This is a genomic window from Mesorhizobium sp. (assembly GCF_004962925.1).
Classification (GTDB): domain Bacteria; phylum Pseudomonadota; class Alphaproteobacteria; order Rhizobiales; family Rhizobiaceae; genus Mesorhizobium.
In genome coordinates, this window is sequence record NZ_SUEO01000043.1 from 8068 (window position 1) to 26146 (window position 18079).

The following is an 18079-nucleotide window of genomic DNA, read 5'->3' on the forward strand; positions in this document are numbered from 1 at the left end:
GCCGCTCCGGCGTGTCGAAGATGCCGCCGGCCGTTTCGCGCACCCACAAAAGGTCGGCGAGCGGCCGCGCCTCGGCAAGCACGGCGCGAAACGCGTCCGGCCCATCGGCCTTGACCAGATCGTCGGGGTCCTTGCCTTCGGGCAGAAGAGCAAAGCGCACCGAGCGGCCTGCCTGAACCGCCGGCAGCGCCATGTCGGCGGCGCGCCATGCCGCCTTCAGCCCGGCCTGGTCGCCGTCGAAGCACAGCACCGGCTCGCCGGCCATGCGCCACAGCAGCTCGAGCTGGTTTTCGGTCAGAGCGGTGCCGAGCGGCGCCACGACATTCTCGAAGCCGGCCTGCGCCAACGCGATCACGTCCATATAACCTTCGACGGCGATGACCGTGCCGCCCTTGGCCAGCGCCCCCTTTCCCAGCGCTTGGCGCGCACGGGCGAAATTGTAGAGCACATTGCCCTTGTGGAAGATCTCGGTGTCGGGCGAATTCATGTATTTGGCGAGCGCATCGGCTGCCAGCGCCCGCCCGCCAAAGGCGATTATCTTGCCTCTGGAATCCGGAATCGGAAACATGATGCGGTCGCGGAACCAGTCGTAGGAAACCGGAACGTCGTCGCCATGACGCACCAGCCCACATGCCTCGATATCGGCCTTGGGCACGCCCTTGGCGGCAAGATGCTCCTTCAGCGCGTTGCGGCTATCGGGCGCATAGCCGAGCCGGAACGACTGCTGCGTCGCCGGCGTCAGTCCTCGATCGCGCAGATAGGCGCGAGCTTTTGCGCCTTCCGGTCCCTGCAGCCGCTCCTGGAAGAAGGCGGTCGCCATCTCCATGACATCGGTCAGGCTGGCGCGTTCCTTTTCCCGCCGCTCCTCCTGGGCATCGCGAACCGGCATCGGCACGCCAGCCATGTCGGCGATCTTCTCGACCGCTTCGGGAAAGCTCATCCCGTCGAGTTCGGTCAGGAACTTGAAATGGTCGCCTGAAACCGAGCAGCCGAAGCAGTGGTAGCGGCCCTTCTTGTCCTCGCAATGGAAGGACGGGCTCTTCTCGCCATGGAAGGGGCAGCACGCCCAATAATCGCCGCGCGGCGCATTGGTCTTCTTCCTGTCCCACGCCACGCGCTGGCCGATCACCGATGAAATCGGCACGCGGTCGCGTATCTCGTCGAGGAAGGCAGGTGGAAAGCGCATCGGGAACGGCTCGTTTGGCCTCCATATAATCACGCCGGAGAAACCCGACGACTCCTAATGCGGAACCATACCCGGTTTTCACAGGGCAAAAGAAGGCGGCCGTTGCGGGCCGCCTTCCCTGAATGTGTCCGGCGCAGTGCCGGTCAACGGTTGCAAGGCTCAGTGCGCGGCAATCGCGCCGAAGATGATGCCGGAGGCGACGCTGACCAAGAGATAGTCGTTGCCGACGCGGATCCATTCCTGGCCACGGCCCGGACGACGCAGGCCATAGTGGCGATAGTCGCGGATCGGCTGGTGGCGCTTCCAGCTGGAATATTTCTGGCCGTTGCGCCAATGGTTCCTCTTTACGACGACTTTCTTCTTCACCACGACGCGCTTCTTCACGTCGACACGCTTGTCCGACTTCTTCCAGTCAACCTGGCTGTAGGTCGACTGCGGCGCGTTTGGTGCGTTCAGCGGCGCTGCCTGGCCCTGCAGGGAGGTGGCAGCCAGCATCGAGAGGGCAACTGCGGAAAGAATAATGCGGTTCATGACCGGTACTCCTTGGTTGTCGATGCCTGAGGAATAGAGCCCGAAGAATGAACCGAAACTGAACATGCAGATTACGTTTTCGTAATGATTTCTTATATTTAAACCGCCTAATTCAACACTCTCCTCAAACCGGATCTGAAGGGTGTAGCCTCTACTTGACCGCGCGGCCGTCCGGAAGCCGGCCCGCAATGCAACCATTTTGCGATCCATCCATTTCCGACACGCCCTGTCGCGCGCCAACAGCCGCCCGAACTGGTCAAAATTTATTATCCGGCTAAAAATAATCAGAGTAGTATCGACCTTTGCAATGTCCTTGATTCGCACCCTCTTTTGCCCCTTTGCCGTCACGATGCCCGCATCGCTGGCGCGTCGGATTGCGAGCCTGATATGAGCGGCTCCGTCGTTTTGCTGCATCTTGCCGGCGCGGTGGCGCTGATGCTGTTTGCCACCCGCTTGGTCAAGACAGGTGTCGAGCGCGCCTATGGCGATGTGCTGCGCCACAAGCTACGCGCCACCATGCGCAATCCTTTCATGGCGGTTCTGGCCGGCTGCGGCCTGGCGATCGCGCTGCAAAGCTCCACCGCCGTCACGTTGCTGGTCGGCTCCTTCGCCGGCGCCGGCATCGTTAGCGGAATGTCGGGCCAGCTTGCCGTGCGCGGCGCCGAGATCGGCTCGGCGTTGGTGGTCAAGCTGCTCACCTTCGATCTGTCGCTGCTGGTGCCGATCTGTCTTGTAGCAGGCACTGTCATGTTCATGGCCACCGAGCGGCGCGACTGGCGCCAGTTCGGCCGTATCCTGGTTGGCATCGGCCTTTTGGTATTGTCGCTGGAAATGATCGGCCAGGCGTCGGAGCCGCTGCGCCAGAGCACGCTGATGCCGGTCATCGTCGACTACTTCTCCGGCGACCCGGTCACCGCCTATCTCCTGGCGGCGCTGGTTACCTGGCTGTTCCATTCCTCGATCGCCGCGGTCCTGCTGATGGTGACGCTGGCCGGCCGCGGCTTCATCCCGCCCGAACTCGGCATCGTGCTGGTGCTCGGCGTCAATCTCGGCTCGTCGATCATCGCGCCGCTGCTCACCCGCAACGCGGAGCCGGGTGTGCGTGTCGTTCCGATCGGCAATCTCCTGATGCGCGGCATGGGCTCTCTGGCCATGCTGATCCTGTTCCTGTGGTTGAAGCCGCCGGTTGCCTTTCTCGGCGCCACCGTGCCTGACCAGATCGTCAACGCGCATATCCTCTTCAACATCCTGATCCTGGTTGCCGGCCTGCCGCTGGCCGGTCTCGTCTACCGCGCCTCGGAAAAGATCGTGGCGCTCGGCACCAAACCGACGCCGGCCGACGCGCTCGACGTCGTCGAGCTGTCCGCGCTCAACGACAGCGCCCTGGATGTGCCAAGCCAGGCGCTGGCCAACGCCACCCGTGAAGTGGTGCGGGTCTGCGAGACGGTCGAAATCATGTTGAAGCGCATTATCGAGCTCTATGAAAGCGCCGACGCCGACAAGATCAAGGCGCTGGCCGCGCTCGACGACCGCGTCGACCGGAAGCACGCCGCGATAAAGCTCTATCTGGCCAAGGTCACCAAGAACCCGTTGAGCGAGGACGAGGCGCTGCGCTGCCAGGAGCTGATCGGCGCCTGCGTCAAGCTCGAACAGGTCGGCGACATCATCGTGCGCAACATGCTGGTGCATGTCAGGAAGAAGCTCGAGCGCGGGCTGGAATTCACGCCCGAGGGCTGGCGCGAACTTTCCGCCTTCCACGCCTCGGTGCTCGCCAACGCACGGCTTGCCTTCAACGTGCTGGTCTCGCGCGATCCGGAGACCGCCCGCCAGCTGGTGCTGGAAAAGGACCGGCTGCGCGACCGCGAGAAGGAGACCAGCGCCAGCCATTTCGTGCGACTGCGCGACGGCACCGCCAAGAGCGTCGAGACCAGCTCTATCCATCTCGACACCATCCGCGACTTGAAGCAGATCAACTCGCTGCTCGCCTCGATGGCCTATCCCGTGCTCGAGGAACGCGGCCTGCTCACCGGCTCGCGGCTGAAGGCCGGATAGACCGGACCTGGAAGCCGAAAATTTGCCGCTGGGAACATCGGCTTGGAGCCAGCCTCTACCCGTCGAGCCAAAACGGGAAAATTAGTCTTTGCTCATCCTCCCGTCTGTCGGCTAAGGATCGGCCCAGGCCCGCCGGGAGAGAAATCGATGGATACCCATTCGCGCAGTTTCGCAAAGGCGCTTTCCTGGCGCGCCACCGGTACCATCGACACGATAATCATTTCGCTCGTCGTGACCGGCAGCATCAAGCTCGCTGCGGCCATCGGCCTGACCGAAGTCATCACCAAGTCGCTGCTCTACTATCTTCACGAACGCGCGTGGTTGAAAATTCCCTATGGGAGGAAGAAGATGACCATCTAGCCTTGCCGGCATACGGCCGGAGCCTGGCTGAACCGATCAAGAAAACCTAAAGCGGCGTCGACAATTTCTGGATTGCCCGCGGCCCTCGTTCGTGATTTGAGGCTATCTCATCCAAGGATCGCCTTCCCGCGCCATGCTTCCCCTCATCGCCCTGTTCATTGCCGCATTCGCGTTCGGCACCACCGAGTTCGTCATCGCTGGCGTGCTGCCGCAGGTGGCGGATGGCCTTGGCGTCTCCATCCCGACTGCCGGCTACCTCGTCTCGGGCTACGCCGGCGGCATCGCGATCGGCGGACCGCTGCTGACGCTCGCCACCAAGGCGATTTCCCGCAAGGCCTTGCTGCTTGGTCTTGCCGCAGCCTTCACCATCGGCCAGGCCGCCTGCGCACTTGCACCCGACTTCGCCTCCATGTTGCTGTTGCGGATTGCGGTGGCCGTGGCGCACGGCGCCTATTTCGGCGTCGCGATGGTGGTGGCGGTCGGCCTGGTCCGCCAGGACCAGCGTGGAATGGCCGTGGCGCTCATCCTGTCAGGCCTGACCGTCTCCAATGTCATCGGCGTGCCGGCCGGCACAGCGATCGGCAATGTCTGGGGGTGGCGCGCGACGTTCTGGGTGATGTGCGCGCTTGGCGTGGTGTCCATCGCAGCGATCACCGCCCTGCTGCCGCGCAAGACGGGTTCGTCGCGCCAGTCCGTCAGCTTTGGCAGCGAGGTACGCGTGCTCGCACGCCAGCAGGTCTGGACGTCGCTGATCCTCATGCTGATGCTGATGATCGGCCAGTTCGGCCTGTTCACCTACATCACGCCGACGCTACTTGAAATCACTGGCCTCGACGAGGACCTGGTGCCCTGGGTGCTCCTGCTCAACGGGGTCGGCGCGACGATCGGCGTCTTTCTTGGCGGGCGGCTCGCCGACTGGAAACTGATGCCGTCGCTCATCACCATGCTTTTCATGCAGGCGGTGACACTTGCCGTCATTTACGCCGTCAGCCCATACCCTGTGCCGATGGTGGTGGCGATCATCGTCTGGGGCGGCCTCAGCTTTGCCATCGGCACGCCGATCCAGACCCGTATCCTGACCTGGACGGCGGATGCCTCCAACCTCGCCTCATCGCTGATCCCGGCCGGCTTCAATGTCGGCATCGCGCTGGCCGCCTCGCTCGGCGCCGCTATGCTCAATGCCGGTTATGGCTATCGCAGCCTGCCGGTGGTTGGCGCAATGGCCATGCTGGTCGCCGTGGCAGTCGCGTTTGCCTCGCATATCCAGGAGTGGCGCAGCAGTGCGACGCCACCTCTACCGGCCGCTGCCGAATAGGCGGCGCCGCGCCTCGGAGAAGACAGACGTGCCTCGTCAGTTCGTCTCTTTCAGCACATCGATGAAGGCGCGCAGGGCCGGAGGCACGAGGCGATGGCCGGGATAGTAGAGGAATAGGCCGGGAATCGCCGGACACCAATCGTCCAACAGACTGACGAGCGCGCCCTGCTCGATGTAAGATTCAGCAGATTTGTCGGAGATATAGGCGATACCCAAACCACCGACCGCTGCCTCAGCCATCAGTTCCATATGATCGAGCGTGAGCACGCCCGGGACATCGATCGAGATTTCCTGGCCATGCTTCTCGAATTCCCAGCGATACGGCTTACCGCTCGGCAGGCGGAATCGGATGCAGCTGTGATTCCTCAGATCGTCCGGCACTCTCGGGACCTGGCGGGCGGCGAGATAGGCCGGCGAGGCGACGGCAATGAAGCGCGTCGCTCCGCCGAAGCGTACCGCAACCATGTCCTGTGGCACAGCCTCGCCAAGGCGGATGCCTGCGTCGAAGCCTTCGGCTACAATATCGATCAGCCTTCCCTCGGTAACGAGATCGAGCGAAACCTGCGGGTAGCGCGCAAGGAACGCCGGCACTGTGGATTTAAGCAGCAGTCTGGCTGCGATCTCGCTGGAATTGATCCGCAGCGTACCTGCCGGGAGGTTACGGAAGTTGTCCACCTCCGCAAGAGCCGCATCTATATCCCGCAGCAGCGGTTGCAAACGCGTGACGAGCCGTGCGCCTGCCTCTGTCGGTGCCACGCTGCGCGTGGTGCGATTGAGCAGGCGCACGCCCATGTCCCGTTCCAACGCCCGCATCATGTGACTGAGCGTCGAGGGCGATAGTCCGAGATCGTCCGCCGCCTTGCGAAAGCTGCGGTGGGAGACAATTGCCGCAAGCGCGGTCAGTTCGGGAAGTCCGGGTCCACTCATGGGAAATGTTCATCAACTCATGCAAGATTGGACGGATAGTACCATGAATTGGAAGGGATATCTTGTGTGGAGGTAGCCGCGATCGCGCGGCTTGGCGAACAAGGACTTCTTCCATGACCAAGATTTCTCCCACGACAAAGACATGGTTTATCACTGGCACTTCCTCCGGCTTCGGGCGGCTCCTGACGGAAAGGCTTCTGGCCCGCGGCGACCGGGTGGCCGCGACCGTACGCAAGCCGGAGGCGCTTGCCGACCTGAAGGCGGACTATGGCGATCGCCTTTGGATCGCTTCGCTTGATGTAACCGATACCGGGGCAATGCGGCGGACGATCGACAAGGCTTTTCACGATCTGGGCCGCATCGATGTCATTATCAGCAATGCGGGCTATGGTCTGTTCGGCGCGGCGGAAGAACTGGGCGACGACCATGTCCGCGACTTGATCGATACCAACCTCATCGGCTCGATCCAGCTCATCCGCGCCGTGCTCCCGCATCTAAGAAAACAGGGCGGCGGCCGGATTCTACAAATCTCCTCGGAAGGCGGGCAGATGGCATACCCTGGTTTCAGCCTCTATCACGCCACCAAATGGGGCATCGAAGGCTTTGTCGAATCCGTCCGGCAGGAGGTGGCGCCGTTTGGCATCGCTTTCACACTTGTCGAGCCCGGACCGACGCGGACGAACTTTGCGGCTGGTTTGGTTAGTGCCAAGCCTACGGACGCTTATGTGAATACGCCCGTCGGTGACCTGCGCCGGGCTTTTGCCGAAGGCTCCTTCGAGGTGAAGGGCGATGCGCAGAAGATGATCGAAGCGATGGTAGCCTCAGTCGAACAGAACCCCGCCCCCCGGCGGTTGACGTTCGGCGCCGCCGCCTATGCCTCGATCAGCAGCGCGCTCCAAGGCAGGCTCGCCGAACTCGAAGACCAGAGGGATGCCGCATTGTCGATGGATTTCGACGGCTGAAGGACGAAGCCAAGTTGACTTGCCAACGCTGCGGCAGCGTCGGCTGAAAAGTGCGGACAGCCCCTACAGATCGATCCGGTAGCGCAGGCTTTCGGCACCGCCATAGGCAGCGTCCTCGAAGAACCGCCCGACGAGCCGGCCGCCATTGGCTAGCACCACTTTCTGCGAGGCGAGATTACCCGGCTTGGCGGTGACCTCGACGAAGGGCAGGCCGAGTGCCCTCGCCTCGCCGAGCATCAGCCGCAGCGCCTCGGTCGCATAGCCGCGCCGCCGCTTCCACGGCACCACCGCATAGCCGATGTGGCCAAGCACATGCGGTGGCAGCTCGGCGGTGCCGCGTTGCCAGCGAAAGCCGATCGAGCCGGCGACTTCGCCGTCCCAGATCCAGCGCCGGAATCCCGGCAGGCGTGGCACTGTCGTCCCATCGGGCAAGGTGATTGGACCACCCTTCGCCTCAGGGTCGTCGAGATCGGCGAGGAAAGCCGCTGGATCCTTTTCGATGGCCGCAAGCTGCTCGCGCGTCGCCTCCATCAGCCGCACATTGTCCGGCGACCAGCCGCGCTCCAGGGCGGCCTTGTAGGACGGCAGATGTTCAAGCGCCGGTTTGACGAGTTCGACCATGACGTACGACCTAGAGCCTCTGCCTGTGCCCTTATCGGTTTGGGCAGAGATCAATAGGATTCGGAAGTTGATCTTCAGGGGTGGCTTTCTAAAATCAAGTACTATCGATTATAGGTCTACCACTTGGAGGTGAACACAAATGGCCGGCAACACGTCCGAGAAGTCGGCGAAGACCGCCGCCGAGCGGGTCGCTGCGAAGGCGACCAAACCGCGCAAGGCGGCACCGCAGCCGCAGCCCGGCAATGCCGCGAAGCCGACCCTTCTCGCAGGCGGCAACCCCCAGATCGCGAAGGCCGAAGGCGACGCCCCCGTGCAGGCCTACATCGCAGCCATGCCGGGCTGGAAAAGCGACCTAGGGCGCCGCCTCGACGCGATCATCGTGCGCACCGTCCCCGGCGTGCACAAGGCCGTCAAATGGAACTCGCCATTTTACGGCATCGCGGGCCAGGGCTGGTTCCTGTCGTTCCATGTCTTCACCCGCTACGTCAAAGTGACTTTCTTCCGAGGCACGTCGCTGCATCCTCTTCCTCCCGGCGAGTCCAAGCACAAGGACGTGCGCTATCTCGACGTTTATGAGGACCAGCTCGACGAAGCTCAGTTTGCCGCCTGGGTGAAGCAAGCCAGCCAATTGCCCGGCGAACGGCTGTGAGATGCATCTCGAATTAGCCAAGGGCGTCTGCAAGCACCTCATTCAAGCGTGCGAACGCGGCGGTTCGTCTGGCGCATGGGCCGGATTAACCTCTGTGATGGTCAGGCCGCGCCATTGCGGCAGGGCGGTCAACTGCTTTAGCACGAAGGCGGCTTGCTCCAGCTTGAGACCGTCGCAACGGCGCACATTCTCAGCGATCGGAAAATCGATAAAAGAGAGTACATCGACATCGAAGTGGATAAGCGCGCAGTCAAAGCGCGCCGCCCATTCGGCCGCGCGCGCCGCCGCCGCCTCGATATCACTCAAAACTTCCTCACGCGATATGACCTTGATCGCGTTATCTCTGATCGCCGCGGCTTCGGGCCGAGTGATATTCTCGACGCCGAAATAAAGGAGCTGCTGAGGCACGAGCATCGGACGGGTCGGGCCGAGGCTGGCGAGTGAAGGCTCGCATCCGGAAATATTGAGCAGATGAGCGACACCAGTCCAGTCCAAGGCGCCGTCGCTCGTGTCGGGTGTGTTGAGATCGGCGTCAAAGTCTATGTAGACGAGTCCAATCCGCGCGCCGGCCGCGTTTGCTCCGGCGATCGTTCCCAGCTCCACAGTACAATCGCCGCCTAATACAAGCACGTCTTCCTGCGCGGCGATCGCCGTCGCCACGTTGCTTGCGACCAAGTCACAGGCGTGGCGCACGGCCTCCAGGTTCATAGCCTGCGGCCGCGAGGGATCCGGTCGCCATCGGAACGATGCAACATCGCCATGATCCCTGATGGTTCGGCTTCGGCTCACGAGCGCCTCTGCAAGCCCATGTCGCCGAAAGGCCGCGGGGGCTTGTTCCTGCCCCGGCGAATAGGCGCCGGCGCTGCTGGCGGCGCCGATGATGTTCAACAAACGCGCTGCCAAATCGAAGCTCCATTTTCGGATGATCCTCGTTGCAAAACGTGTCCGGAGGGAGGAAGGTTCCTCCTCGACGTTGAGCGTTTGTCGCCCGGCATTGGCACGAGGCCAACAGGCCAGGCGCTTCGCGCCGGAATGGCAAACGGCTCGCCGCATCTATACCGTCGTGAGACGGCCAGACGCCGAACGTGCACAAAGCCACTAGGACCAATGATGACCAAAGCGACAACAGCCATGAAGAAGAGCGGCTCGAAGGAAGGAGAAGACACTCCCTCTCAGTTGATAGATGCGAGAATCAACGAGCTGAGCGATTGGCGGGGCGAGATGCTCGCTCGGGTCCGAACCCTGATCAAGCAGGCCGACCCCGAGGTGGTCGAGGAGTGGAAGTGGAGAGGGGTTCCGGTGTGGGAGCACGCGGGAATAATCTGCACCGGTGAGACGTACAAGAATGTCGTGAAGATGACCTTCGCCAAGGGCGCGTCATTGGAGGACCCTGCAGGCCTCTTCAACTCCAGTCTCGAAGGCAACACCAGACGCGCCATCGATATCCACGAGGGCGACAAGGTCGATGAAGAGGCGTTGAAGGCGCTCATACGCGCCGCCGTGGCACTGAACATGTCGGTGCGAGCTACTGCCCGCTCTCAGAAGAAACCGAAGAGCGCTTGAGGGATCATCCACATCCGGCAAGGCTGGCTCCTCGCGGTCGCCTTTTTCGAGCCTTGTGAGCATCGCTGCAGCGGGAAAATCCCTACTGCAGCAGTCCCTTGACGATGCCGCTCGCCTTGGAGAAATCCATCTGGCCGGCGTATTTCACCTTGAGGACGGTCATCACCTTGCCCATGTCCTTGACGCCGCTGGCGCCGGTCTCGGCGATGGCGGCGCGGATCGCCGTTTCGGTCTCTGCCTGGCCCAGTTGCGTCGGCAGGAAGTCTCGGATGATGGTCATCTCGTCGCGCTCCTGCGCGGCAAGCTCCGGCCGCTTGCCGTCGTCGAACGCTTTGGCTGACTCCTCGCGCTGCTTCACCATCTTGGCCAGTATCTGCAGGATCTCGTCATCGCTGGCCGGCTCCTTGCCGGCGCCGCGATTGGCGATGTCGCGATCGTGAATGGCCGCCTGGATCAGCCGCAAGGTCGGCAGCCGGCGCTTGTCCTGCGCCTTCATCGCGCTCTTCAGGGATTCAGCGATTTTGCCGCGCATGTGCGTTCTCCTTCGATCCGGCGCGGACAATAACCTTGCCCAAAGCCCAAAGCAAATTCGGTACTGACCGGCAACTGCCTGATATCCTTCGATGAAATAAATCCAGGTCGATCGGCATGGTCTCATTGACCGCTCTGGCACCTTCCCCTATGTACTGGGCCTTGCATGAACTGAATTTTTGTTGCGCGCGCTGGCTGCGAAATCGCCGCTGCGCGCGGTTTGCTGCGCAGAGTGGTCCGCCGGACTGATTGAAAGGCGCAGCCTTTTAGGAGTGCCGCCATGGCAACGATGACCGCCGCGTCGACCCCCCCTTGGGCCACCGAGAAGCCGACCGCCTTACTTGTGCTGGCTGACGGCACCGTCATCGAAGGCCGTGGCCTTGGCGCCACCGGCTCCGCCGTCGCCGAGGTTTGCTTCAACACCGCGCTGACAGGCTACCAGGAAATCCTCACCGACCCGTCCTATGCCGGCCAGATCGTCACCTTCACCTTTCCGCATATCGGCAATATCGGCACCAATGACGAGGACATCGAGGATCTCAATCCGGTTGCCCGCGCCGGCGCCGTCGGTGCCGTGTTCAAGGCCGACGTCACCAATCCGTCCAGCTATCGCGCCGCAACCGGTCTCGACCAATGGCTGAAGAAACGCGGCATCGTAGCACTTTCGGGCATCGACACCCGTGCGCTGACCGCGCTGATCCGCGAAAAGGGCATGCCCAACGCCGTCATCGCCCACGCGCCCGACGGCATCTTCGACATCGACGATCTGAAGCGCCGCGCCGCCGCCTGGTCCGGGCTGATCGGGCTTGATCTGGCCAAGGACGTCACTTCCGGCCAGTCCTCGGTCTGGCGCGAGACGCCCTGGGTCTGGGACGAGGGCTTTGGCGAACAGATCGATCCGTCCATGCATGTCGTCGCCATCGACTACGGCGTCAAGCGCAACATATTGCGCCTGCTTGCCGGCCTTGGCGCCAAGGTTACCGTGGTGCCGGCCAACACCGGCGCCGAGGAGATCCTCGCCATGCGGCCCGACGGCATCTTTCTCTCCAACGGTCCTGGTGATCCGGAAGCTACGGGCGACTACGCCGTTCCGGTCATCCAGGACCTGCTGAAGACAGACATCCCGGTCTTCGGCATCTGCCTCGGCCACCAGATGCTGGCGCTGGCGCTGGGCGGCAAGACCGCAAAAATGCATCAGGGCCATCACGGCGCCAACCATCCGGTCAAGGATCACACCACCGGCAAGGTCGAGATCGTCTCGATGAATCACGGCTTTGCCGTCGATGCCGACTCGTTGCCGAGCGGCGTCGAAGAAACCCATGTCTCGCTGTTCGACGGCTCGAATTGCGGCATCACTCTGACAGGCAGGCCGGTCTTCTCGGTCCAGCATCATCCCGAAGCCTCGCCCGGGCCGCAGGATTCGCACTATCTGTTCCGTCGCTTCGTCAATCTCATCCGCGAAAAGCGCGGCGAACCGGCGCTGGCCGAGCGCGCCTGATTCAGGTTCGCACCGTCGCCGTCGTGACGTCTTTCACCGCGACCGCTCTTTCGACCCTGAGCACGAATGCGATCAGCGACAGAGCGAGAAAAATGCCGCCGAGCACAAAGGGCGCGCCACCGAACACCATCGGCGCGCTCGGCCCGGTGAACCAGGCGAAGATCCCCGTATAAAGCAACGGCGTGATGATGCTGGTGATCGAGAACACGCTCGTCATCGCCCCTTGCAATTCGCCTTGCGCGGAGGGCGGCACCTTGGCTGCTGCCAGGCTCCGCAGCGGCGGGTCGGCCAGCGCCTCGAGGCAGGTCGCCACGATCACCGCATAGATCATCCAGCCCTTCCATGCCGCGGCGTAGCCGAAGGCGGCGAGCGCGGTAAAAGCAAGGCCGATGGCGGCGGTCCGCCATTCGCCGAGCCGTGGTATGACGCGCGGCAGGACAAAACCCATCACCAGTGCCCCGCCAAGACCGAAGACGCCGAGCGAGAGGCCGATCTGCTGTTCGCTCCAGCCGTAGCGGTAACTGCCGACAAACGACCAGACGGCAGGGTACATCATGTGGCCGAGCGTCATCAGGAAGAACACCAGCCCGATCCAGCCGATCCCCTGGTAGTTTCGCATCTGCTTCAGGGCGCCGAGGGGATTGGCGCGGCGCCACTCGAACCGACGCCGGTGGTGCTGCTCCAGCGTTTCCGGCAGGAAGAACCAGCCGACGATGAAGTTGATGAGAGCAAGCACCGCCGCACCCCAGAACGGCACGCGCGGCCCGAATTCGCCAAGTAACCCGCCCAGCACCGGGCCGATGATGAACCCGACACCGAAGGCGATGCCAAGCAGGCCGAAATTCTTCGCCCTGTTCTCGTCGGTGCTGACATCGGCGATAAAGGCGGAGGCGGTCGAGTAGCTGGCGCCGCTGATGCCGGCCAACACCCGGCCGATAAACAGGACAGAATAGGACCAGGCCACCGCGCAGATCAGATTGTCGATGGCGAAGGTCAGCACCGAGGCCAGCAGGATCGGGCGGCGTCCGTAGCGATCGCTGAGATTGCCGACCAGCGGCGCGAACAGGAACTGCATGGCCGCATAAACGAAGAACAGCCAGCCACCCTCGATCGCCGCTTCGCTGACACCAACGCCGGTCAGCTCCTGCAGATAGGCCGGCAGCACCGGCATGATGATGCCGATGCCGGTGATGTCGAGCAACAGCGTGGTGAAAACAAGCGCAAGGCCCCGCCTGGCGGTTTTGGCTTCGATCATGACGATATCGACTCCTGGCGCCGCCTCGGAGCGAAGGCGGGAGGGCTCGTTATAGGCGAGTCAGCCACGCAGAACAATAAGAGAACACGCCAACAACGTCTTATCCTGACATCAGCTGTCGACATGAACGCGGCCTGCATCATCGCCCGCGCCTCAACGGTCACTTCAACAGAAAGCCCCGAATGCCCTCAGATGGGGGTGTTGAACGTGTCGCAATCCGAAAGCTTGCCGCTCCTGTAGCCGCGCGCCAGCCAGGTCTGCCGCTGCTGCGACGTGCCATGGTTGAAGCTCTCCGGAATGACGTAGCCCTGCATCTTCTTCTGCATCGTGTCGTCGCCGATCTGCTGGGCGGCGTTCAGCGCCTCTTCCATGTCGCCCTGTTCCAGAATGCCTTTTTGCCCGGTGAAATGCGCCCAGACGCCGGCGAAGCAATCGGCCTGAAGCTCGACCTGCACCGACATATGGTTGGCTTGGGCCTCGCCCATCTGCTGACGCATCTGGTTGAACTTAGGCAGAATGCCGGTGAGATTCTGCACGTGGTGGCCGACTTCATGCGCGATCACATAGGCTTGGGCGAAATCGCCCGAAGCGCCGAACTGTTGGTCGAGCTGCTGGAAGAAGGTGGTGTCGAGATAGACCTTGTGGTCGCCGGGGCAGTAGAACGGACCGGCTGCCGAAGAGGCGAAGCCGCAGGCCGAGCGGATCTGTCCGCTGAACAGAACCAGCTTCGGGTCCTCGTAGGTCAGGCCGTTGGCCTGGAAAATGCCGCTCCATGTATCCTCGGTCTCGGCCAGGACCGTCGAGACGAACTGCTTCATCTCGTCGGAGGCCGGCGCGCCAGTGCCCTGCGCACCGCTGTTGTCGGTGATCTGGCCGCCGCCACCCGGCAACAGGCCGCCACCGCCGCCGGCCAGGATCTGCAGCGGGTCGATGCCGAAGGCCTTCAGCCCGAAATAGAGGACCACGAGAATGACGATGGTCGACAACGACATTCCGCCGCCGGAGCGGCCGCCGATCGGAATGCGGAACTGGCCGGGCCAGCCGCCAGGCAGGCCGCCACCGCTCTGGCCGCGTTCGTCCTGGACATTATCACTCTGACGACGACCCTTCCAGAGCATGGCAAATCCTCGTGGTGCAAATTTCCCGTTGATCGGGCATTTCCGCCCCGATCAGACCTGATAACAATTATCCCAACGGTTGCGCCAAGTCACAGAATTTTTCGCATGAAAGGCACGAGCGCAGCAACGCTGCAACCGCCTTCCGTTTCCCCTTCCTTGCCGACACACCTCGCTGTGCGAGAGACCAGGCGGCGTCGTGCTCGTAGACGACGTCCCGCCCGCACTGTCGCCATTTGCTCGCCGACCTCGACGGGTTACACCATCGTCCATCCGATGCTCGGTTCCACGCTGCTCGCGGACACTCTGTCGGCGCCATTCTGGCTCTTGGCCGGTCAGCTCAGATCTTCTGCTTGGCGCCGGCGCTCTTTCCGTCCGAGCTCTTCGAGCGCTCATCGAAGCGGGCCGCACCTTTTCTCAGTTGATGCCCGGTTTCCGCTTCCGTCTTGCGCTCGTCCTTCGCTGCAGCTTGCTTCAATCCCTTGGCAGCTTGCTTGCCCTTCGGTGTCGGTGCCTGTTCAACGCCCATGATATCCTCCTCGGCCTCGCGCCAATCGCGTGGCACGATCTCAAACGCAGCGGCAACGCGGCGGTTCCGGCAGGGCTGTCGACAATGGCGGTAGACTTAGCGTGTCACCGTCATCGCCTTGCGAAACGCTTCAAGCGTCTCGGCGCTGACGTGATGCTCGATGCCTTCGGCGTCGATGCGCGCCGTCTCGGCGCTGACGCCGAGCGAGCGCAGGAAGGCTTCCACCGTCTGGTGGCGAATGCGGCTCTCTTCCGCGACCTTGCGGCCAGCATCGGTCAGGAAGACGCCCCGGTATGGTTTCCTGGAAACGAGCCCGTCCGCGCACAGCCGCGTCAGCATTTTGGCGACGGTCGGCTGGGCGACGCCGAGGCGCGCCGCGATGTCGACCTGGCGCGCCTCGTTGCCGTCCTCGATCAGGTCGGCGATAAGCTCGACATAGTCCTCGACCAGCGCGCTGCGGCGCGCTTCACGCGTCTGCCTAAACCCCTCCGAGTGACTTTCGGCGTCAAGCAGAGGCTTTTCGCGTGGAACCGGTCTGTTCTTCAGCGCCAATATGCGCTCCTCCTCGACTGTCGGCGGATAGGCCGGCATTTATACATTCATAGCACGGGCTTCCATTCTTCTGGCCGTTTATTTGCATTCGACGGCAGGCGCAACCAGCGTTTTTCGTTCCACCCGCGCCTGGCCAACGCGGGGCGCTCAAAAGCACAAACGATGAAACATAGCATGTTGCATAATGTTCAGCCATGGCATAGATAAGGTGGTAATATAGACCGGTCCAGCGGAAATCCCCCCAATGTCAGAAGCCGAAGCCACAGCAGTATCCCGAACCATGTGGCGATTTGCCCGGCCGGAAGACGACGAGCAGCCAAGCCTGCGCGAAGTCAACGCGACGATCGCAGTGCCGCAGTCGGGCGTCTGGTTTCGCCGGCTGTTCGCCTTCATGGGGCCGGGCTACATGGTCTCGGTCGGCTATATGGATCCGGGCAACTGGGCGACCGACCTCGCCGGCGGCGCCCAGTTCGGCTACACGCTGCTTTTCATCATCATGCTGTCGAACCTGATGGCTATCCTGCTGCAGGCGCTCGCCGCCAGGCTCGGCATCGCCACCGGCCGCGACCTCGCGCAGGCCTGCCGTGCCTATTATCCGCGACCGGTCAATTTCATGCTGTGGATCGCCTGCGAACTGGCCATCATCGCCTGCGATCTGGCCGAGGTCATCGGTACGGCGATTGCGCTGCAGCTGCTGTTCGGCATTCCGCTGATCGGCGGCGCGGTCTTGACCGCCCTAGACGCTTTCCTCGTTCTGCTGCTGATGAACAGGGGCTTCCGTTACCTCGAGGCCTTCATCGTTGCGCTTTTGATCATCATCTTCGCTTGCTTCGCCATCCAGATCTTCGCCGCCGCTCCCCCGGCCGGCTCGATCCTGCATTCCATGTTCGTGCCGTCGTCGGAGATCGTCACCAACCCGGCGATGCTCTACATCGCCATCGGCATCATCGGTGCCACCGTAATGCCGCATAATCTCTATCTGCACTCCTCGATCGTGCAGACCCGCGCCTATGAGCGCACCGAAGCCGGCAAGCGCGATGCCATCAAATGGGCAACGATGGACTCGACTATCGCCTTGATATTGGCGCTGTTCGTCAACGCCTCCATCCTGATCGTCTCGGCGGTGGCTTTCCATGGCACCGGCCATCACGACGTCGCCGAGATCGGCCAGGCCTTCGAGCTTCTCTCGCCGCTGCTCGGCCTCGGCATCGCTTCGATCCTGTTTGCCGTGGCGCTGCTTGCCTCCGGCCTGAACTCCACGGTGACGGCGACGCTCGCCGGGCAGATCGTGATGGATGGCTTCCTGCGCCTGCGCATCCCGCAATGGGCGCGACGCCTGCTGACGCGCGGCATCGCCATCGTCCCGGTGGTGGTCGTCACCGCGCTCTATGGCGAGAAGGGAACCGGCCAGCTCCTCGTCTTCAGCCAGGTGATCCTGTCGATGCAATTGCCCTTCGCGGTGATCCCACTCGTGCAGTTCGTGTCTGACAAAAAGAAGATGGGCAATCTCGCCATTCCGCGGGGCGTCGCCGCGCTTGCATGGGTGGTCGCCGCTCTCATCCTGGTGCTCAACTTCAAGCTGCTCTACGACACCGTCGCCGGCATTGGCTGAAAGTTTCTCTCAGCCAGGATGGACGCGACAAATCGCCAATCCGCGCTATCTTGCCAGGCCATGACGCGGATTGCCGAAGCCCGAAAATTCTACGCGCGACTGATGGCTGCCAATGCAGGTTCGGCCGATCCGCGTCTCGAAGACGTGTTCGCAGCGGTGGCGCGCGAAGCCTTTCTCGGGCCTGGGCCGTGGACGGTCGTTGCCGGCAACGGCAGGGTCGAAACGCCGAGCGCCGATCCCGTACACATCTATCAGAACGTACTGGTGGCGCTTGACGTTGATAAGGGCATCAACAATGGCGAGCCGTTTCTGCACGCCATGTGGATCGGCAAGGTGGCGCCAAAACCCGGCGAGACCGTCACCCATGTCGGCGCAGGCACCGGCTATTACACAGCTCTGCTGGCACAGCTGGTTTCACCGGGCGGCGCAGTCACAGCCTTCGAACTGGAATCCAGTCTCGCCGACCGCGCGAGAAAGAATCTCGAAGCTTATGACAAGGTGGCCGTCATCCATGGGGACGCGGTCATCGGCGGCCTGCCACCGTCCGACATCATCTACGTCAATGCCGGCGTGGCGGCACCCCCGGCCGAGTGGTTGAAGGCGCTGAAACCCGGCGGCCGCATGGTCTTTCCGTGGCGTCCGGCCGAGCGCGTTGGCCTCGCGGTGATGGTGACCCGCACTGAACAGGGTCTTGCCTGCGATCCATTCATGCGGTCATGGTTCATCCCTTGCATCGGCGCCTCGCTCGCAAGTTCCGCGACGAAAATCGACCGCGAAAGCGCGGCTCGCAGCCGCTCGATCTGGCTGACGGCCGACAAGAC

The 18079-nt window shown here is 62.7% G+C and carries 19 protein-coding genes; 9 read left to right on the forward strand and 10 right to left on the reverse strand.

Features of this window, described 5'->3' with window-relative positions:
* Together dnaG and E5W87_RS36070 are read right to left on the reverse strand one after the other, a co-directional pair.
* Positions 1-1186: DNA primase (dnaG, locus tag E5W87_RS11615; RefSeq protein ID WP_292397140.1), on the reverse strand; the 1186-nt coding region annotated here is incomplete at its 3' end.
* A 159-nt stretch (positions 1187-1345) separates the two neighbouring features.
* Positions 1346-1717 carry an RcnB family protein gene (locus E5W87_RS36070; RefSeq protein WP_367118819.1) on the reverse strand — a complete coding sequence of 124 codons (372 nt, stop codon included), beginning with the start codon at positions 1715-1717 and terminating at the stop codon, positions 1346-1348.
* 387 nt (positions 1718-2104) lie between these two features.
* On the opposite strand from E5W87_RS36070, the gene E5W87_RS11625 reads away from it, so the two are divergent.
* The 3 genes from E5W87_RS11625 (at position 2105) to E5W87_RS11635 (ending at position 5444) form a co-directional block, all read left to right on the forward strand.
* Positions 2105-3769: a Na/Pi cotransporter family protein gene (locus E5W87_RS11625; protein ID WP_292397146.1), complete on the forward strand. Its 1665-nt coding sequence runs from the start codon at positions 2105-2107 to the stop codon at positions 3767-3769.
* A 147-nt stretch (positions 3770-3916) separates the two neighbouring features.
* A complete protein-coding gene (locus E5W87_RS11630) occupies positions 3917-4129 on the forward strand; it encodes a DUF2061 domain-containing protein (RefSeq protein ID WP_292397149.1) in 213 nt (70 codons plus the stop codon).
* 133 nt (positions 4130-4262) lie between these two features.
* Positions 4263-5444 carry an MFS transporter gene (locus tag E5W87_RS11635; RefSeq protein WP_292397152.1) on the forward strand — a complete coding sequence of 394 codons (1182 nt, stop codon included), beginning with the start codon at positions 4263-4265 and terminating at the stop codon, positions 5442-5444.
* Between the two features lie 36 nt (positions 5445-5480).
* Here the strand turns inward: E5W87_RS11635 and E5W87_RS11640 are convergent, their stop codons facing one another.
* The gene (locus E5W87_RS11640; protein WP_292397155.1) at positions 5481-6371 is read right to left on the reverse strand and encodes a LysR family transcriptional regulator; all 891 of its coding nucleotides are present in this window, start codon (positions 6369-6371) and stop codon (positions 5481-5483) included.
* Positions 6372-6484: 113 nt separating this feature from the next.
* Here E5W87_RS11640 and E5W87_RS11645 point away from each other — a divergent pair, with 113 nt between their 5' ends.
* A complete protein-coding gene (locus E5W87_RS11645) occupies positions 6485-7333 on the forward strand; it encodes an SDR family oxidoreductase (protein ID WP_292397158.1) in 849 nt (282 codons plus the stop codon).
* Between the two features lie 63 nt (positions 7334-7396).
* Here E5W87_RS11645 and E5W87_RS11650 read toward each other — a convergent pair whose 3' ends face one another.
* Entirely contained in the window at positions 7397-7954 is a 558-nt protein-coding gene (locus E5W87_RS11650; protein WP_292397161.1) for a GNAT family N-acetyltransferase, read from the reverse strand.
* Positions 7955-8093: 139 nt separating this feature from the next.
* Between E5W87_RS11650 and E5W87_RS11655 the strand changes: the two genes are divergently transcribed.
* Entirely contained in the window at positions 8094-8603 is a 510-nt protein-coding gene (locus E5W87_RS11655; RefSeq protein WP_292397163.1) for a DUF1801 domain-containing protein, read from the forward strand.
* 42 nt (positions 8604-8645) lie between these two features.
* On the opposite strand, the gene E5W87_RS11660 is transcribed toward E5W87_RS11655, so the two are convergent.
* Positions 8646-9491, reverse strand: a complete 846-nt coding sequence (locus E5W87_RS11660; protein WP_292397167.1) for an arginase family protein — start codon at positions 9489-9491, stop codon at positions 8646-8648.
* A 222-nt stretch (positions 9492-9713) separates the two neighbouring features.
* On the opposite strand from E5W87_RS11660, the gene E5W87_RS11665 reads away from it, so the two are divergent.
* Positions 9714-10166, forward strand: coding sequence for a DUF1801 domain-containing protein (locus E5W87_RS11665; RefSeq protein ID WP_292397169.1), 453 nt, complete (start codon positions 9714-9716; stop codon positions 10164-10166).
* An 82-nt stretch (positions 10167-10248) separates the two neighbouring features.
* Here E5W87_RS11665 and E5W87_RS11670 read toward each other — a convergent pair whose 3' ends face one another.
* Entirely contained in the window at positions 10249-10698 is a 450-nt protein-coding gene (locus E5W87_RS11670; RefSeq protein ID WP_292397171.1) for a GatB/YqeY domain-containing protein, read from the reverse strand.
* 279 nt (positions 10699-10977) lie between these two features.
* Between E5W87_RS11670 and carA the strand changes: the two genes are divergently transcribed.
* The gene (gene carA / locus E5W87_RS11675; RefSeq protein ID WP_292397174.1) at positions 10978-12195 is read left to right on the forward strand and encodes a glutamine-hydrolyzing carbamoyl-phosphate synthase small subunit; all 1218 of its coding nucleotides are present in this window, start codon (positions 10978-10980) and stop codon (positions 12193-12195) included.
* Between the two features lies 1 nt (position 12196).
* Here carA and E5W87_RS11680 read toward each other — a convergent pair whose 3' ends face one another.
* The 4 genes from E5W87_RS11680 to mntR all read right to left on the reverse strand — a co-directional run bounded on the left by E5W87_RS11680 (position 12197) and on the right by mntR (position 15646).
* Entirely contained in the window at positions 12197-13450 is a 1254-nt protein-coding gene (locus E5W87_RS11680) for a TCR/Tet family MFS transporter (protein ID WP_292397178.1), read from the reverse strand.
* A gap of 188 nt (positions 13451-13638) precedes the next feature.
* Positions 13639-14568 carry a neutral zinc metallopeptidase gene (locus E5W87_RS11685; protein WP_292397180.1) on the reverse strand — a complete coding sequence of 310 codons (930 nt, stop codon included), beginning with the start codon at positions 14566-14568 and terminating at the stop codon, positions 13639-13641.
* A 337-nt stretch (positions 14569-14905) separates the two neighbouring features.
* The gene (locus E5W87_RS11690; protein ID WP_292397183.1) at positions 14906-15094 is read right to left on the reverse strand and encodes a hypothetical protein; all 189 of its coding nucleotides are present in this window, start codon (positions 15092-15094) and stop codon (positions 14906-14908) included.
* A 96-nt stretch (positions 15095-15190) separates the two neighbouring features.
* A complete protein-coding gene (gene mntR / locus E5W87_RS11695; RefSeq protein ID WP_292397213.1) occupies positions 15191-15646 on the reverse strand; it encodes a manganese-binding transcriptional regulator MntR in 456 nt (151 codons plus the stop codon).
* Positions 15647-15890: 244 nt separating this feature from the next.
* Here mntR and E5W87_RS11700 point away from each other — a divergent pair, with 244 nt between their 5' ends.
* Positions 15891-17258: an Nramp family divalent metal transporter gene (locus E5W87_RS11700; protein WP_292397186.1), complete on the forward strand. Its 1368-nt coding sequence runs from the start codon at positions 15891-15893 to the stop codon at positions 17256-17258.
* A 60-nt stretch (positions 17259-17318) separates the two neighbouring features.
* Positions 17319-18079: protein-L-isoaspartate O-methyltransferase (locus E5W87_RS11705; protein ID WP_292397189.1), on the forward strand; the 761-nt coding region annotated here is incomplete at its 3' end.

Excerpts from the sequence above, each read along its gene's own strand:
- E5W87_RS36070 (WP_367118819.1), bottom strand. The coding sequence starts at position 1,717 with ATGAACCGCATTATTCTTTCCGCAGTTGCCCTCTCGATGCTGGCTGCC.
- E5W87_RS11625 (WP_292397146.1), top strand. The coding sequence starts at position 2,105 with ATGAGCGGCTCCGTCGTTTTGCTGCATCTTGCCGGCGCGGTGGCGCTG.
- E5W87_RS11630 (WP_292397149.1), top strand. The coding sequence starts at position 3,917 with ATGGATACCCATTCGCGCAGTTTCGCAAAGGCGCTTTCCTGGCGCGCC.
- E5W87_RS11635 (WP_292397152.1), top strand. The coding sequence starts at position 4,263 with ATGCTTCCCCTCATCGCCCTGTTCATTGCCGCATTCGCGTTCGGCACC.
- E5W87_RS11640 (WP_292397155.1), bottom strand. The coding sequence starts at position 6,371 with ATGAGTGGACCCGGACTTCCCGAACTGACCGCGCTTGCGGCAATTGTC.
- E5W87_RS11645 (WP_292397158.1), top strand. The coding sequence starts at position 6,485 with ATGACCAAGATTTCTCCCACGACAAAGACATGGTTTATCACTGGCACT.
- E5W87_RS11650 (WP_292397161.1), bottom strand. The coding sequence starts at position 7,954 with ATGGTCGAACTCGTCAAACCGGCGCTTGAACATCTGCCGTCCTACAAG.
- E5W87_RS11655 (WP_292397163.1), top strand. The coding sequence starts at position 8,094 with ATGGCCGGCAACACGTCCGAGAAGTCGGCGAAGACCGCCGCCGAGCGG.
- E5W87_RS11665 (WP_292397169.1), top strand. The coding sequence starts at position 9,714 with ATGACCAAAGCGACAACAGCCATGAAGAAGAGCGGCTCGAAGGAAGGA.
- E5W87_RS11670 (WP_292397171.1), bottom strand. The coding sequence starts at position 10,698 with ATGCGCGGCAAAATCGCTGAATCCCTGAAGAGCGCGATGAAGGCGCAG.
- carA (WP_292397174.1), top strand. The coding sequence starts at position 10,978 with ATGGCAACGATGACCGCCGCGTCGACCCCCCCTTGGGCCACCGAGAAG.
- E5W87_RS11680 (WP_292397178.1), bottom strand. The coding sequence starts at position 13,450 with ATGATCGAAGCCAAAACCGCCAGGCGGGGCCTTGCGCTTGTTTTCACC.
- E5W87_RS11685 (WP_292397180.1), bottom strand. The coding sequence starts at position 14,568 with ATGCTCTGGAAGGGTCGTCGTCAGAGTGATAATGTCCAGGACGAACGC.
- E5W87_RS11690 (WP_292397183.1), bottom strand. The coding sequence starts at position 15,094 with ATGGGCGTTGAACAGGCACCGACACCGAAGGGCAAGCAAGCTGCCAAG.
- E5W87_RS11700 (WP_292397186.1), top strand. The coding sequence starts at position 15,891 with ATGTCAGAAGCCGAAGCCACAGCAGTATCCCGAACCATGTGGCGATTT.